This is a genomic window from Rhodohalobacter halophilus, assembly GCF_001715195.1.
Lineage (GTDB): Bacteria > Bacteroidota > Rhodothermia > Balneolales > Balneolaceae > Rhodohalobacter > Rhodohalobacter halophilus.
The window spans coordinates 23895-37763 of the sequence record NZ_MDWE01000036.1 but is presented as its reverse complement, the minus strand read 5'-3'; the positions used below and the strand labels follow the sequence as shown (position 1 = coordinate 37763).

Genomic DNA, 13869 nt, shown 5'->3' with positions numbered 1-13869 from the left:
GCGCTTTACCGGTTTAAAGTGAATTGAAGGGTTTTTCCCTGGTTTATAAATTCAAGGGAGTCAGCCAGCTCCTGAAGTAGAAATATTCCACGTCCGCTTGTGTTCAGAAGATTCTCTTCTGCGGTCGGATCTGTCGGTGCCGCTGCAGATGGGTCAAATCCTTTACCTTCGTTCGAGATACTCGCTTTAATTTCATGCCCGGTTATGATTATCTCAACCTCAACACTCTTCTCGGGGTCATATTCATTCCCATGCTGAATAGCATTGTCAACGGCTTCACTTAATAGAAGTTTAAAGTTAGACGTCTCATCCTCGCTAAGTGACGACTCCAGTTGAATACCATCAACAATGTCGGGAATTTTTACCGCCTCATCGTGAGTTGATTTCAGCGTGAAGCGGTAATTGTAATCAGTCATTCGAATTGGGTGGGTTAAGCGTAAATTCCACGCAGTTTCAGCGTTGTAGCCACTCGATTAATTGCATAGACGTAGGCAGCCTGACGAAGTGTGATTTTGTGCTCTTCACTTACTCCATAGAGATTATCAAACGCATTTCGCATCATGCGGTTCAACCGGCGATTTACACGTTCTTCTGTCCAGAAATAACCCTGACGATCTTGTACCCATTCAAAATAGGAGACTGTTACACCTCCTGCATTTGCGAGGATATCGGGGATGACCATGATACCCTTCTCCTCTAAAATGGAGTCGGCATTTGCGGTTACGGGTCCGTTTGCACCTTCTGCAATAATTTTAGCTTGGACCTTATGCGCGTTTTCACGGCTGATCTGATCTTCTTTGGCCGCCGGAATCAAAACGTCACACTCCAACTCCAAAATATGTTGATTGCTGATCTGTTCAGCATCGGGATATCCTTCAAGTGTATTTCCATTCTTTTGTGAGTACTCGAACATCTCCGGGATATTGAGCCCGCCGTCGTTGTAATATCCGCCAGAGATATCACTGACTGCAATAATTTTTGCGCCCTGTTCATACATCAGTTGTGCAGAAACGGACCCTACATTCCCAAAACCCTGAACCACAACAGTAGACTTATTAGGCATGAGCCCCATTTTGTTTAATGCTGCGAGTGTAACAGTTACAACTCCACGGCCGGTCGCCTCTTTCCGTCCCTGAGATCCACCCAGAATAATGGGTTTGCCCGTAACAACAGCAGTCTCTGTTCGCTGAGAGTTCATGCTGAAGGTATCCATGATCCACGCCATCACCTGTTCATTGGTGTTCATATCGGGGGCGGGGATATCTTTATCCGGTCCAAAAACTTCGAGTAGTGAAGCGGTGTATCGGCGGGTCAGTCGTTCAAGTTCGGTTTTGGAGAGCTCCTTGGGATTGCAGCGAACACCTCCTTTGGCGCCACCAAACGGTACATTTACGACGGCACACTTCCAGGTCATCCAGGATGCCAACGCTTTTACCTCTTCAAGGTTTACATCCGGTGCAAAACGAATGCCTCCTTTTGACGGACCGAGCACGTTGTCGTGAATCACGCGGTAACCTTCAAATACTTCAATTCGTCCGTCGTCCATAACAACCGGTATGGAAACGATAACCTGTTTAACCGGGCTGGCGAGATATTGGAACATTCCCTCATCGAGTTTTAAGATATCTGCGGCAAACCGGAACCGCTCCATCATCGATTCAAAAGGAGATTCTGCACTTAATTTTGGGCCTGGCTCTTTATAGTAATTAGATGAGCCGCTTTCTTTTTTTGATGACATATTTCTGTTGCTATGGTAGAGCTTTATTTAAATTTCATGAGCATTTTATTGAACTACTCGTACTCAAAATAAAGCTTTTTGAACAAGGAGAAACTCTTTTTTTCGGTCATTCCGTATCGGTAATATTCCCTTAATATGAGCTTGTTATGTTTATAAATTAAAACGGAATTGTCTGCTAGTACATTAAATGGGTAAGAAAAAGAGAAAAAAGACGAAAAATAAGGTAGTAATCAGCTACCTCGAGAGCCTTATTCCCACCGGGCTCATGGATCTGATTAAGAGTGAGCGTCGCTTTCTGATTCTGATTGGGATCTTCTTTTTTATTGCCGGCGCAACCTACGAAACTCCTCACATTGCCATGTGGGTTGGGTTTTTCTTCGCGGCATACTCGGCCATTGCCAACGACAGTATCCAGACGATCGGTACATTTCTAGCTTCCAATGCCGATAAGAAGTGGTGGGTGCTTTGGCTGTTTATCGGGGGTATTTTTGTAGTTACGGTGAGCTATAGCTGGTTTACCTACGACGGTGATGTGACCTACCAGCGCCTGACTTCAAAGGGGTTTGACCGGGCACCCGATAGTTTTGTGTTTTTGCAGGTTGCCGCACCACTCTTTTTGTTGATTATCACAAGGCTCAAAATGCCGGTCTCTACTACTTTTCTTTTGCTCAGCGCATTTGCCACCGAGCCCGAAGGAATTATTCAAGTACTGGAAAAGAGTTTGTCCGGCTATTTTGTAGCATTTATTGTGGCAATCATTATCTGGTTCTCTTTAAACCGGCAGTTAATTAAGTGGTTTAAAGGGAAACCGCATCCGGCATGGCGGCCTGTGCAGTGGGTTATTAGCGGATGCTTATGGGCAGTCTGGTTGATGCAGGATGCCGCTAATATCGCTGTTTACCTGCCGAGATCTCTATCCGTCAATGCGTTCTTCATTTTTACAGGATTCATCTTTCTTGGGTTGGGCGTTCTATTCTACCTTAGGGGTGATAAAATTCAGCAGATTGTCACAGAAAAATCAGATGTAACGGATGTGCGATCCGCTACGGTAATTGATGGAGTTTATGCGGTGATTTTGTGGTATTTCAAAGGGATTAGCACAATTCCGATGAGTACTACCTGGGTGTTTATCGGGTTACTTGCAGGTCGTGAAATTGCCATGAGTTTGACCGATGCAAAAGGTAAGGGAAAAACTATGTCGGTTGCCATGAAGTTGATCTTCAAGGATGCGGGATATGCAATGATCGGTCTTGTAATTTCCATTGTTCTGGCGATTGCCATTAACCCTATGATTTGGGATGAACTGGTAAACTTCATTTTCGGTTGAATTTTACATCAAAATAATTCATACTAAATAGGCGTTTAAAAGCCTCTTAAAAGAATTGTTTACAGACATGTAAAGCATCGGACCGATGAACTCCAACGTACTTGTTCTAAACCAGGATTATCAGCCACTAAGCGTCTGCTCTGTACAGCGATCTGTTAAACTGCTTTTCCTTGATAAAGCAGAGATGCTTCATGAAGATCCGGAAAAGGTCATAAGAACTGTGGATCAAGAGTTTTCATACCCTTCGGTAATCCGGCTTCGCTACTACATCAGAATTCCCTATTCCAGAATTGTCCTCACGCGAAAAAATATTATGAAGAGGGATCGGCACAGTTGTCAATATTGCGGAGTGAAATCGGATCTGACATTAGATCATGTAATGCCCAAGAGCCGTGGGGGGAAAGATACCTGGGAAAACTTGGTTACGGCCTGTAACAAATGCAACGTGAAAAAGGGAGACCGAACACCCGATGAGGCAAAAATGCCTCTGAAGACCACTCCGTATCGCCCCATTCACATTACATTTTTTCAGAATTTGATGGGTGGAGTTCAGGAGCACTGGAAGCCTTATCTCTATATGTAGAGAAGTTAAGTAAATGTCGTTTGCCTGAATAAGAACACCGGAATTTGTCCGTTACCAACTTCATACGATTTACACAGAAAATCCGTATTTTAGCTAGTCTAATAAAAAATCAAAACGACAGATATGAGTACCAAAGGACGTGTTCTTGTTGCAATGAGCGGCGGAGTGGATTCATCCGTGGCCGCGGTGATGCTCAAAGAACAGGGATACGACGTGATCGGAATTACAATGAAAACCTGGGATTATCACCGAAGCGGCGGTAATGACGGGAAAGAGACGGGCTGCTGTACGGTTGAGTCGATGAATGACGCACGTCACATCGCCGTAAAGTACGGTTTCAAACACTTTATCGTGGATATCCGGGATGAGTTTGGCGACTGGGTGATCGACCGATTTGTGGAAGACTATACCAATGGGCGAACTCCCAATCCGTGTGTACTTTGCAATACCCATATAAAATGGGCGGCACTCTTAAGACGGGCCGATAACCTGGGATGTGACTTTATTGCAACAGGCCACTATGCAAACGTACGAGAGGAAAATGGGCGTTATGTGATCTCCAAAGGGAAAGATCACAACAAAGATCAGTCGTATGCGCTTTGGGGTGTAGAGCAGAAACACCTGGAGAGAACCATTTTCCCGCTCGGAAAATATCACAAAACCGAAATTCGGCAAATGGCTGAAGATTACGGCCTGCTGAACGTGGCGACTAAACCCGATTCGTACGAAATCTGTTTTATTCCGGATAACAACTACCACCGTTTTCTGAAAGATAAAGTAGATGATCTTGAAGAGCGGGTAAGCGGCGGTGTGTTTGTGGATCAACAGGGTAATATTGTAGGAAAACACAAAGGATTTCCATTTTATACCATTGGTCAGAGACGCGGCTTGGATCTGTCGCTCGGTAAACCGGTCTATGTAACGCATATCGATGCGGAGAAGAATGTGATTACCGTGGGTGAAAAAGAGGATTTGATCAGTACTACCTGCCGGGCAAAGGAGCTGAATCTGGTGAAGTATGATAAAATTCCGAATGGCGAGATGGAAATTACCGGAAAAATCCGTTACAACGACGACGGAGCGATGGGAACCATCAAACAGCTTTCCGACGATGAAATTGAAGTTCACTTTCCGGCCGGACGAGAAGCAATTACTCCGGGCCAGGCAATTGTTTGCTACGAGGGAGATGATGTGGTTGCCGGTGGGTGGATCAACAAGGTAAATGTAGAAATGAATGAGCCCGCTGAACTGGCAGGCTGAAACAAACTGCATGATGGATCGTTTACAGTGATGAACACACAATAATATTTCTGCTATGAAAAAAAACCTATCTCATTCCCTGTTATTCCTGTTTTTTTTTCTGTTGACAGTTGATCATGCGATTGCACAGTTTGAGGGTCAGGTGCAGTATCAAATAGTAAATACAGATGAGGGGGAAAGTGAGCAGACAAATTTGAACATGGTGTTCACCGCTGAGCGGATTTTTATCGGTTCAAGCAGTTCTTTGGAAGTGATGTCCGGCTTAAGTACAGACGGCATTTTGGTTCGAAATGACGAACAGGATTTTGTATTCAACACCGGTGAGGGGGAAGCATTTAAAATAGCTAAATACGATATAGACAGACTCGTAGATCTGATGAATCGTGTATCCGGCAGGTCCGGTAATACACCCAAACAGGGTTTTGATTGGGAAAAGAATGTTGAAGAGACCGGACGATCCCGGCAAATTCAGGGATATACAGTAAACGAGTTTTTGCTGAAAAACGAATCAGATAACAGAAGAGTATCTGTTTGGCTAACTGATCAAATTAAAGTTCGATGGGGTTTGCTGAATGACGCCTGGCAGACAACAGGTCGAAATCAGCTGGATGAAGATCTGCCGGTAGAGTTGATTATGAACCCAAATAGTTTTCCCTTGTTAATTGAAGGGTATGCGGGTAATAAAAAGATTTTCAGTGCCGAGGCAGTTACGGTGAATACATCCGGTTTTGACAGGTCACTCACAGAGCTCTCACCCAATGTTAAACTGCTCGGATTAAGTGATTTAATGATGAGCATGTTCAGGCAAAGGAGGTAAACAGGTTCTGAATGTTGATTCGTAAAATAATCCTCCCCCTGCTATTTATTGGATTCATTTCAGGCTGTTCACATTACTCCTCTTCAGAAGAGCGTCCGGATAATAAAGCAGTTACCGCTACTCAATACCCCGAACCGGATCCCGAAATTTCTAAACTTCTCAATACGTACCGAGACTCGCTGCATCTGCAGATGGGTGAGACGATTGCCACAATTCACGATACGCTTCGTTTTAGTAAGCCGGAGAGTGCCCTTGGAAATCTGGTTGCTGACGCCCTGCGTTTTAGGGCCGGAAGTGAACTCAAACAGTTTGTAAATATCGGGGTGATTGGTGATTCATCATTTCGGCTCTACCTGACCCCGGGTGATCTGACCCGAATGGACGTTCTGGAGTTTATGCCGTACGAAAATCATCTGGTGATTTTGAAGCTTAAAGGTGAACGTGTAATGGAGCTTGCCAATCAAGTTGCGGAGCTGGGGGGTGCTCCGATAAGCGGGATGCGATTTAGAATTGATGGAGATCGGGCCAGAGGCGTATTAGTGAATGCACAGACACTTAATCCTGCTGAGGAGTATTTGGTTGCCACAACGAGTTGGGCCGCCAATGGGGGAGATCAGTTCCCTGCTCTCTGGGATTATTCAGATCGAATTGATCTGCACGAGGTAAATGTACGCGAACTCTATATCGATTATTTCAAAAGCCGAAGGAATATCCATGCAAATCGGGATGGGAGGATTCGGTCATGATATCGCGAAAGGATTTTCTGAAACAAAGTGCATTGATGGCAGCCGGCTTGATGACTCCGCTTGGAGCGGGTGCCAAACTGTTAACACCGGCAAAGCCGAATGTCACTATTCTCTACACCAATGATACACACGCCCGCCTCGACCCGTTTCCCGACAATGCGGTAGAATTTGCAGGGCTGGGCGGAATTGCACGAAGAGCGTCACTTGTTAAGAAAATCCGATCAGAAAGCAGACATGTCCTTTTACTCGATGCCGGAGATGTATTTCAGGGAACGCCTTGGTTTGATGTTTACGGAGGAGAGGTGGACCTGAAGCTGATGAGTGAAATGGGATACGATGCAATGGCGGTTGGAAATCATGAGTTTGATCGCGGACCGGATGGATTTGCCGAGGCGGCACAAAAAGCCCGCTTTCCCATTTTGGCAGCTAACTATGATGCATCCGGAACCCCGATGAATGAGTACCTGCAGCGCTTGATCGTTAAAGAATTCGAGGGTTTTCGTATAGGTATATTTGGACTCGGTATTGAATTTAACGGGGTTGTTTCACCCGATTTGCATGGAGGTGTGCGTCACCGCGACCCGATTGCATGGGCTACCGGCATGACAAACAGCCTTCGCCAGTATCATAAGTGCGATTTTATTATTTGTCTGAGTCATCTTGGTTTTCAATACGGAAGCGGCAGAATGGACGATATGACTCTGGCAGAAAAGGTAGCCGGAATAGATTTAATTATTGGCGGGCATACCCATACGTTTCTGGACTATCCTGTGGGTGTGGTTAATCCTGATGGAGATGTGACTCAAATTACCCAGATGGGGCATGGCGGTGTGCGGCTTGGCAGAATCGATCTGAGTTTTAATGAGCGAAATCAAAAATATGCACTCTCAGATCGTTACTACACCATTGGTGAGGGAACCGAGTAACGTTGCGTTGGCTAATCGATGCTGATTGGGTGTGTCCAGTTAAATTTGTCGGCGAGTTTGCCATATTGAATGCCGGTTATGGTATCAAACATTTTTTTGGCAAAAGGCCCGATCTTCTCTTCATCCAGACGAATGGTTTCTCCGTCGTGGTGAATTAATCCAACCGGAGAGATAACAGCAGCTGTTCCGGATCCAAACACCTCTTCCAGTTTGCCGGCTCGATCGCTCTCAATAACCTCATCAATTGAAACCCGTCTCTCTTCAACATCTATGCCCCAGTCTTTGGCAACGGTGATTACAGAACGTCTGGTAATCCCGGGCAGTACTGATCCGGTTAGCTCAGGTGTGACCAACTTCCCATTCATTAGAAAAAAGATGTTCATCGTTCCCACCTCCTCGATATATCGATTCTCGATGGCATCGAGCCATATAACCTGTGTAAATCCTTTTTTCTGAGCGGTTTTGGCAGGCAGGAAACTGGCTGCATAATTTCCGGCAGCTTTGGCTTCGCCGGTTCCGCCTCTTACTGCTCGGACAAACTTTTCAGATGTCGTGAGCTTTACCGGGTTGAATCCTTCACTGTAGTACGCAGCAACGGGGCTGGTAATTACATAAAAACGGTACTCATTCGACACTTTTGCAGCGAGGTACTCTTCGGAGGCAAACATAAACGGACGAACATAGAGTGCGTGTCCTCTCTCTTTAGGTACCCATTGATGATCAAGGGCAATGAGTTTCTCCAAGCCTTTCAGAAAAACCTCCTCCTCAATTTTCGGCATACACATTCGGTGGGCGGAATTGTTCAGGCGCCGGTGGTGATCTTTTGGCCTGAAAAGATGAATGGTTTCATCATCTACGTGATATGCCTTCATCCCTTCAAAAATCGCCTGCCCATAATGAAGCGCCTGCATGGATGGTTTAAACTCAACCGGTCCGTACGGTTTGATTTCAGGCTCTTGCCATTGTCCATCCCGGTAAACCATTTCCAGCATATGGTCAGAAAATACGCGCCCAAACTGCAGATTTTTGAAGTCTACTTCAGAGATTCTGCTTTGATCTGTTTCGGTAATGTGTATTTTCATAATGGTTTTTCATTTACTTTTAATCCTATTAAATATAACACGAATTTTTGTAAATCGTGGGTTCAAATCGTCAATTAATTCCCGGTCAGGTCATGAGAAAAAGTTTATTACTGTTTGTTATTACTGTATTTCTGACGCTGGATGTTTCGTCACAGCCCGTTAACGATATAACTCCGCACATTCTAACCATGAGGGAGCGGGCAGAGGTGATTGACCGTTGGGCAGAGAGCCGGCTTGATAATCTGGTTCCCGAATTGATGCGCCGAGAAGGAATTGATATGTGGGTGCTCGTTGCCCGGGAATACAATGAAGATCCGGTACTTTTCACTATGCTGCCCGCAACCTGGCAGTCGTCGCGACGAACAACCATACTGGTGTTTTTTGATCCCGGCGAAGGAGAGCCTGTTGAGCGATTGGCAGTCGCACGGTACAATATTGGCTTTTTTGAAACGCAGTGGTTTCCGGATGAAGAACCGGATCAGTGGAAACGGTTTGGACAGATAGTTGCAGATCGCAACCCCGAAAAGATCGGGATTAACTTCTCGGAGGATTTTGCATTAGCTGATGGAATCAGTCATACAGACTACACCAACCTGAAAAGCAGTCTGAGTTTGGAATTACAGGATCGAATCGTTTCCGCAGAAAATCTGGCGATTGGCTGGCTGGAGACACGAACGGAAGAGGAGAAGGTGGTCTATAGCCAGATTAACCGGATCGCTCACAACATCGTAGCCGAAGGATTATCGGAACGAGTGATTACTCCAGGGGTTACCACAACCGAAGATGTGCAGTGGTGGTATAGGGAGAGGATACGGGATTTGAATCTGACAGCTTGGTTTCATCCTTCGGTATCGGTTCAGAGGAGTGAATCAGAAGAGCATGATGGAGACTTCTCAGATCGTGCCGGCGCCGATGTAATTATGCCGGGAGACCTGATTCATATCGATTTTGGGATTGAGTACTTAAGACTCTCAACAGACACCCAGCGCCACGCTTATGTGCTGAGGCCGGGGGAGACGGAGGCTCCCAAAGATTTACGGGATGCTCTCAGAATTGGTAATCGTCTACAGGATATTTTGACAAATGAGTTCAAAACCGGCCGGTCGGGTAACGATATATTACGGTCTGCCTTGGAAAAGGCGGAGGCCGAAGGAATTAACGCCACGATCTATACTCATCCGATCGGGTATCAGGGGCATGGTGCCGGTCCCACCATTGGGCTGTGGGATCAGCAGGGCGGAGTTCCCGGCAAAGGTGATTATCCGCTCTATCCCAATACAGCACACTCTATTGAGCTGAATGTAGAAGTGGAAATACCGGAATGGAACCGATCCATTCGAATTATGCTTGAAGAAGATGCAATGTTCGACGGAGAAAAGACCTACTACATCGACGGCAGAATGGAAGAGCTTTACGTAATTCCCCGACAGAAATAGGCGTCAGATTCTGCATTATGACTAATAATCCGCGAAACAGTTTCGATTTTTTCGAATTGAAATATGTAAGGGAGTGAACTATACGGTATCTTATATACGATAAACAGGCGAGAATTAGAATTTAGTAAAAGACAGATATACAATTTATATGATTAAGCAAGCGAAGCAGGTCCTAAAGCAAACCTTTGGATATGACAAATTCCGACCGCTTCAGGAAAACGTTATTTCAAACGTTCTCAATAAAAAAGATTCACTGGTTATTATGCCAACAGGCGGCGGAAAATCTCTCTGCTACCAGATTCCGGCACTTCTTTTTGATGGGTTGACGATCGTGATTTCACCCCTTATCTCCCTGATGAAAGATCAGGTGGAACAGCTGGATGAATTCGGGGTTCCGGCTCTGTTTTTGAACAGTACATTAACGCCTGAACAGTACGCTGCCAACGTGCAAAAACTGAAAAACGGGGAAGCCAAGCTGCTCTATCTCGCACCCGAAACCCTGATGATGCAGAGTACACGAGAGTTGTTAAACCAGCTCAAAGTAGACTGTTTTACCATTGATGAGGCGCACTGTATTTCTGAATGGGGACACGATTTCAGGCCGGAATATCGGCAGCTTGCAACCGTGCGAAAAGATTTTCCCGATGCTGTTTGCCTGGCCTTAACGGCCACAGCTACACCGCGTGTTCGCGAGGATATTCGCAAAACGCTGGAGATGAATGAAACGGAGACCTATGTAGCGAGCTTCGACCGTAAAAACCTGCTGCTTCAGGTTGTGGATAAACAGGAACCGCTTGAGCAGATTCTTGATTTTCTCTATACCAGGCCAAAACAGTCGGGAATTATCTACTGTTTTTCACGACGGCAGGTGAACGAACTCTACAGCGATCTGAAACACGAAGGACACTCAGTTCTGCCATATCATGCGGGGTTGTCGGAGATGCAAAGAACTCGAAATCAAGAAGCATTTATTCGGGATGATGTACAGATTATCGTGGCTACAGTTGCTTTTGGGATGGGAATCAACAAACCGGATGTTCGATTTGTGGTACACCATGATATGCCCCAGAATATTGAATCCTATTATCAGCAGATTGGACGGGCCGGCAGAGATGGTTTGCAGGCTGATTGTATGCTGCTCTACAGCTACTCCGATAAACAGAAAATTCAGTACTTCATAAATCAAAAAGAGGGAGAGGAGAAGAAAGTTGCTGAAAAACACCTTGATGCACTTCTGAACTTTCTTGAGTTTGATGATTGCCGAAGAAAACCACTTCTCGAATATTTTGGTGAGGAATATCCACATGATGAGTGCGGAATGTGCGACAACTGCTTGAAGTACAAAGATAACATGCAGGATTACACCGAGCAGGCTCAAAAATATATGAGCTGCATTGCCCGGACAGATGAGCGTTTTGGAGCCTACTACATTGCAGATATTTTACGAGGATCAAAACAGAAGAAGATCAAAGAGAATAAACACGACGAGCTCTCTACGTATGGAATTGGGAGAGAGTGGACAAAAAATCAGTGGATTCAGCTCTCAAGACTTCTTCTCAGAAGTGACTATCTGGGAAAAGATCCGGAGTATGGCAGTTTAAAACTGACAAAAAACTCTAGGGCTGTTTTGGATGGAAAAGAGCGTGTAGAGGGAATTCTGGATCGAACTCAGGCGGCAACAGATGAAGGTCAGACCTCAAGAACCTCATCTGATGTGGAGAATAAGCACAACGCCGATCTGTTCGAGGAGCTTCGTAAAAAAAGGAAAGAACTGGCCGATGAACAGGAAATTCCGCCTTACGCGATCTTCCCGGATACGACTCTGATGGAGATGTCGTACTACTTTCCGCAGGATGATGAAAGTTTGATGGCCATTTATGGCGTGGGATCGGTAAAACTGAAGCGATATGGTGAAGAGTTTTTGCCAATCATCCGTGAATTTACGGCCAACCACGATGTGGATGAAAAATCGAAAGCGATTAAGAAAAAAGTTCAAGAAACGGCGGAAAAGAAGAAGCATGAACTTGTGGGGGAAGAGTTTAATGAGGGGAAATCCGTGGATCACCTTGCCGAACAGTTTGGCGTCAAATCGGTTACTATTTTAAGCAATCTGAAAAAATATCTTGACGAAGGGAATAAGCTCAATCCGGAAGGGATTCTGGAGGCATCATCACTTTCACAGCGCAAAATAGATGAGGTGTACGAGTCGATGGACAAGGTTGGAGCCGATATTCTTAAGCTTGTGTACGAAGACCTGAATAAAACCGTAGACTACAGTGAACTTCGGGTAATTCAGCTGGCGTACTTGGCAGAAAATGCATCGTCATAATTAAAGTTGTCTGTTTATTCTATGCCTGAAAAGAGTGCAATTACAGAATTTGTTAAATCTTTAAAACGAACCCCAAAGGGTTTGTTCAATCCTTGGTACCATCAGGATAAAAAACATGATGCTGTCCCAAACGCTCCGGAGATTCGGAGGAAACAACTCGAAACGTATTTGTCGGAACGCAAACATACGGCAAAATACCTGTTTATTGCGGAAGCACTGGGTTATCAGGGCGGACATTTTACCGGTATTGCTATGACCTCTGAGCGAATTCTACTCGGGTACCAGCAGGAGAAATACGGAGTGAAACCGGCGCACGTTTTTAAAAGTGAGAGGCCCAACCGAACCAGTCGTCCCGATCTGATTGAGAAAGGTATGAGTGAACCGACAGCAACAATTATGTGGGGTGCTTTAACGGATATGAATATAAATCCGTACGAAGTGGTTTTATGGAATGCGGTACCGTGGCATCCATATGACCCCGACAAAGGACTGCTTAGTAACCGAACACCATTGGCAGGTGAAATGGAGGCGGGTTTGAAACATTTAAAAACGTTTATTGGACTGTTTAATAAACCAAAACTTGTGGCAGTAGGCAGGAAGTGTGAACAGAGTTTGTCGGAACTTGGAGTTGATTACATCGGAGTGCGGCATCCTGCAAATGGCGGGGCGCCCAAATTTCGACGGCAGTTATCTGAACTTACTCAATTGAATTGAAACAAAAGTGCGGGTAAAGCATTTATCTATTTTTAAAATTTAGATCTACAATATGAAAAAGCTACTATTAATTTTATTGGTCTCAATGTTTGCGGTTTCCTGCAGTACCCTTCGGGATGCGGCGAATGTTCAGGAACCGAACGTCTCATTTAAGGATATGTCGATCGACCGAATTACCCCCGACGGGGTAACGCTCCTTTTTGATTTTGAAGTGGATAACCCAAACAGTTTTGGAGTGTCTGCATCCGGCTATAATTATGAATTTTTCATCAATGAAAGTTCATTCTTATCAGGAGTTGAAGAGGACAATTTCAGTATTGGGCGGGAATCGAAGCAGACTGTACAAGTTCCTGTAACGCTAAATTTTCAGGAAGTTTATGACTCTTTCCGGTCGGTGATACGTCAGGACAGCCTATCGTATGCAATTGCTACCGAAGTCGAATTTGAGGTCCCGGTTCTTGGAACCCGAAAAGTTCCTGTGCGAACGTCCGGTGAACTGCCGATTCCAAAGGTGCCAAGAATATCATTGGGCGATTTTGATGTGAAAAATATTTCGCTGAGTGGTGCTGAAATTGAAGTTAGTTTCCAGGTCGAGAATCCAAACCCATTTGCAATTTCCATTGCAAATACTGCTTATGAACTGGCTGTAAATGGTCGTGAATGGCTCGACACCACACTTGGTGAAAATATCAGAATTGGTGCCTCAGATCGCCAAACCATCACGATACCTATCCGCCTGAATTCGTCGCAAATGGGGTCAGCATTGATGGACATTATGAGCGGGAATACCTCTTTTGAATATGACTTGAAAGGGTCGGCTGATATTTCTGCTGATCTTCAGGGTTTCCGCGACGGACAAACATTTCCATTTGATCTATCCGGAACGTACAGGCTGGACTGATTTTAATATT

The 13869-nt window shown here is 45.1% G+C and carries 13 protein-coding genes; 10 read left to right on the top strand and 3 right to left on the bottom strand.

Annotation, left to right across the window (positions count from 1 at the left end; translation table 11 throughout):
• Window positions 1–5: 5 nt before the first annotated feature.
• Together BG260_RS10190 and BG260_RS10185 are read right to left on the bottom strand one after the other, a co-directional pair.
• Window positions 6–416, bottom strand: a complete 411-nt coding sequence (locus BG260_RS10190) for an ATP-binding protein (RefSeq protein ID WP_069132324.1) — start codon at window positions 414–416, stop codon at window positions 6–8.
• A 14-nt stretch (window positions 417–430) separates the two neighbouring features.
• Window positions 431–1738: a Glu/Leu/Phe/Val family dehydrogenase gene (locus tag BG260_RS10185; protein WP_069132322.1), complete on the bottom strand. Its 1308-nt coding sequence runs from the start codon at window positions 1736–1738 to the stop codon at window positions 431–433.
• A gap of 187 nt (window positions 1739–1925) precedes the next feature.
• On the opposite strand from BG260_RS10185, the gene BG260_RS10180 reads away from it, so the two are divergent.
• From BG260_RS10180 to BG260_RS10155, 6 genes are all read left to right on the top strand, one after another.
• Window positions 1926–3065 carry a hypothetical protein gene (locus BG260_RS10180; protein ID WP_069132320.1) on the top strand — a complete coding sequence of 380 codons (1140 nt, stop codon included), beginning with the start codon at window positions 1926–1928 and terminating at the stop codon, window positions 3063–3065.
• An 85-nt stretch (window positions 3066–3150) separates the two neighbouring features.
• Window positions 3151–3648: an HNH endonuclease gene (locus BG260_RS10175; protein WP_069132318.1), complete on the top strand. Its 498-nt coding sequence runs from the start codon at window positions 3151–3153 to the stop codon at window positions 3646–3648.
• A 123-nt stretch (window positions 3649–3771) separates the two neighbouring features.
• On the top strand, window positions 3772–4908 hold the full coding sequence (gene mnmA / locus BG260_RS10170; RefSeq protein WP_069132316.1) for a tRNA 2-thiouridine(34) synthase MnmA: 1137 nt from the start codon (window positions 3772–3774) through the stop codon (window positions 4906–4908).
• Window positions 4909–4963: 55 nt separating this feature from the next.
• The gene (locus BG260_RS10165) at window positions 4964–5725 is read left to right on the top strand and encodes a hypothetical protein (RefSeq protein ID WP_069132314.1); all 762 of its coding nucleotides are present in this window, start codon (window positions 4964–4966) and stop codon (window positions 5723–5725) included.
• Window positions 5726–5736: 11 nt separating this feature from the next.
• Window positions 5737–6471, top strand: coding sequence for a 5'-nucleotidase C-terminal domain-containing protein (locus BG260_RS10160; RefSeq protein WP_069132312.1), 735 nt, complete (start codon window positions 5737–5739; stop codon window positions 6469–6471).
• On the top strand, window positions 6468–7397 hold the full coding sequence (locus BG260_RS10155; protein ID WP_087148701.1) for a bifunctional metallophosphatase/5'-nucleotidase: 930 nt from the start codon (window positions 6468–6470) through the stop codon (window positions 7395–7397). The genes BG260_RS10160 and BG260_RS10155 overlap by 4 nt, the downstream gene beginning before the upstream one ends.
• A gap of 11 nt (window positions 7398–7408) precedes the next feature.
• Here BG260_RS10155 and BG260_RS10150 read toward each other — a convergent pair whose 3' ends face one another.
• The gene (locus BG260_RS10150) at window positions 7409–8479 is read right to left on the bottom strand and encodes a branched-chain amino acid aminotransferase (protein WP_069132310.1); all 1071 of its coding nucleotides are present in this window, start codon (window positions 8477–8479) and stop codon (window positions 7409–7411) included.
• A 92-nt stretch (window positions 8480–8571) separates the two neighbouring features.
• Between BG260_RS10150 and BG260_RS10145 the strand changes: the two genes are divergently transcribed.
• The 4 genes from BG260_RS10145 (at window position 8572) to BG260_RS10130 (ending at window position 13859) form a co-directional block, all read left to right on the top strand.
• Window positions 8572–9915 carry a M24 family metallopeptidase gene (locus BG260_RS10145; protein WP_069132308.1) on the top strand — a complete coding sequence of 448 codons (1344 nt, stop codon included), beginning with the start codon at window positions 8572–8574 and terminating at the stop codon, window positions 9913–9915.
• Window positions 9916–10063: 148 nt separating this feature from the next.
• The gene (recQ, locus tag BG260_RS10140; RefSeq protein ID WP_069132306.1) at window positions 10064–12244 is read left to right on the top strand and encodes a DNA helicase RecQ; all 2181 of its coding nucleotides are present in this window, start codon (window positions 10064–10066) and stop codon (window positions 12242–12244) included.
• Between the two features lie 168 nt (window positions 12245–12412).
• Window positions 12413–12958 (top strand): uracil-DNA glycosylase, encoded by a 546-nt coding sequence (locus BG260_RS10135; RefSeq protein WP_218089759.1) that lies wholly within the window; start codon window positions 12413–12415, stop codon window positions 12956–12958.
• 52 nt (window positions 12959–13010) lie between these two features.
• Window positions 13011–13859 (top strand): LEA type 2 family protein, encoded by an 849-nt coding sequence (locus tag BG260_RS10130; RefSeq protein ID WP_083750247.1) that lies wholly within the window; start codon window positions 13011–13013, stop codon window positions 13857–13859.
• Window positions 13860–13869: the final 10 nt, after the last annotated feature.

Bases quoted from the DNA above. Each gene is read 5' to 3' on its own strand.
- recQ (WP_069132306.1), top strand. From the start codon at position 10,064: ATGATTAAGCAAGCGAAGCAGGTCCTAAAGCAAACCTTTGGATATGAC.
- BG260_RS10145 (WP_069132308.1), top strand. From the start codon at position 8,572: ATGAGAAAAAGTTTATTACTGTTTGTTATTACTGTATTTCTGACGCTG.
- BG260_RS10155 (WP_087148701.1), top strand. From the start codon at position 6,468: ATGATATCGCGAAAGGATTTTCTGAAACAAAGTGCATTGATGGCAGCC.
- BG260_RS10150 (WP_069132310.1), bottom strand. From the start codon at position 8,479: ATGAAAATACACATTACCGAAACAGATCAAAGCAGAATCTCTGAAGTA.
- BG260_RS10175 (WP_069132318.1), top strand. From the start codon at position 3,151: ATGAACTCCAACGTACTTGTTCTAAACCAGGATTATCAGCCACTAAGC.
- BG260_RS10185 (WP_069132322.1), bottom strand. From the start codon at position 1,738: ATGTCATCAAAAAAAGAAAGCGGCTCATCTAATTACTATAAAGAGCCA.
- mnmA (WP_069132316.1), top strand. From the start codon at position 3,772: ATGAGTACCAAAGGACGTGTTCTTGTTGCAATGAGCGGCGGAGTGGAT.
- BG260_RS10190 (WP_069132324.1), bottom strand. From the start codon at position 416: ATGACTGATTACAATTACCGCTTCACGCTGAAATCAACTCACGATGAG.
- BG260_RS10165 (WP_069132314.1), top strand. From the start codon at position 4,964: ATGAAAAAAAACCTATCTCATTCCCTGTTATTCCTGTTTTTTTTTCTG.
- BG260_RS10160 (WP_069132312.1), top strand. From the start codon at position 5,737: ATGTTGATTCGTAAAATAATCCTCCCCCTGCTATTTATTGGATTCATT.
- BG260_RS10180 (WP_069132320.1), top strand. From the start codon at position 1,926: ATGGGTAAGAAAAAGAGAAAAAAGACGAAAAATAAGGTAGTAATCAGC.
- BG260_RS10130 (WP_083750247.1), top strand. From the start codon at position 13,011: ATGAAAAAGCTACTATTAATTTTATTGGTCTCAATGTTTGCGGTTTCC.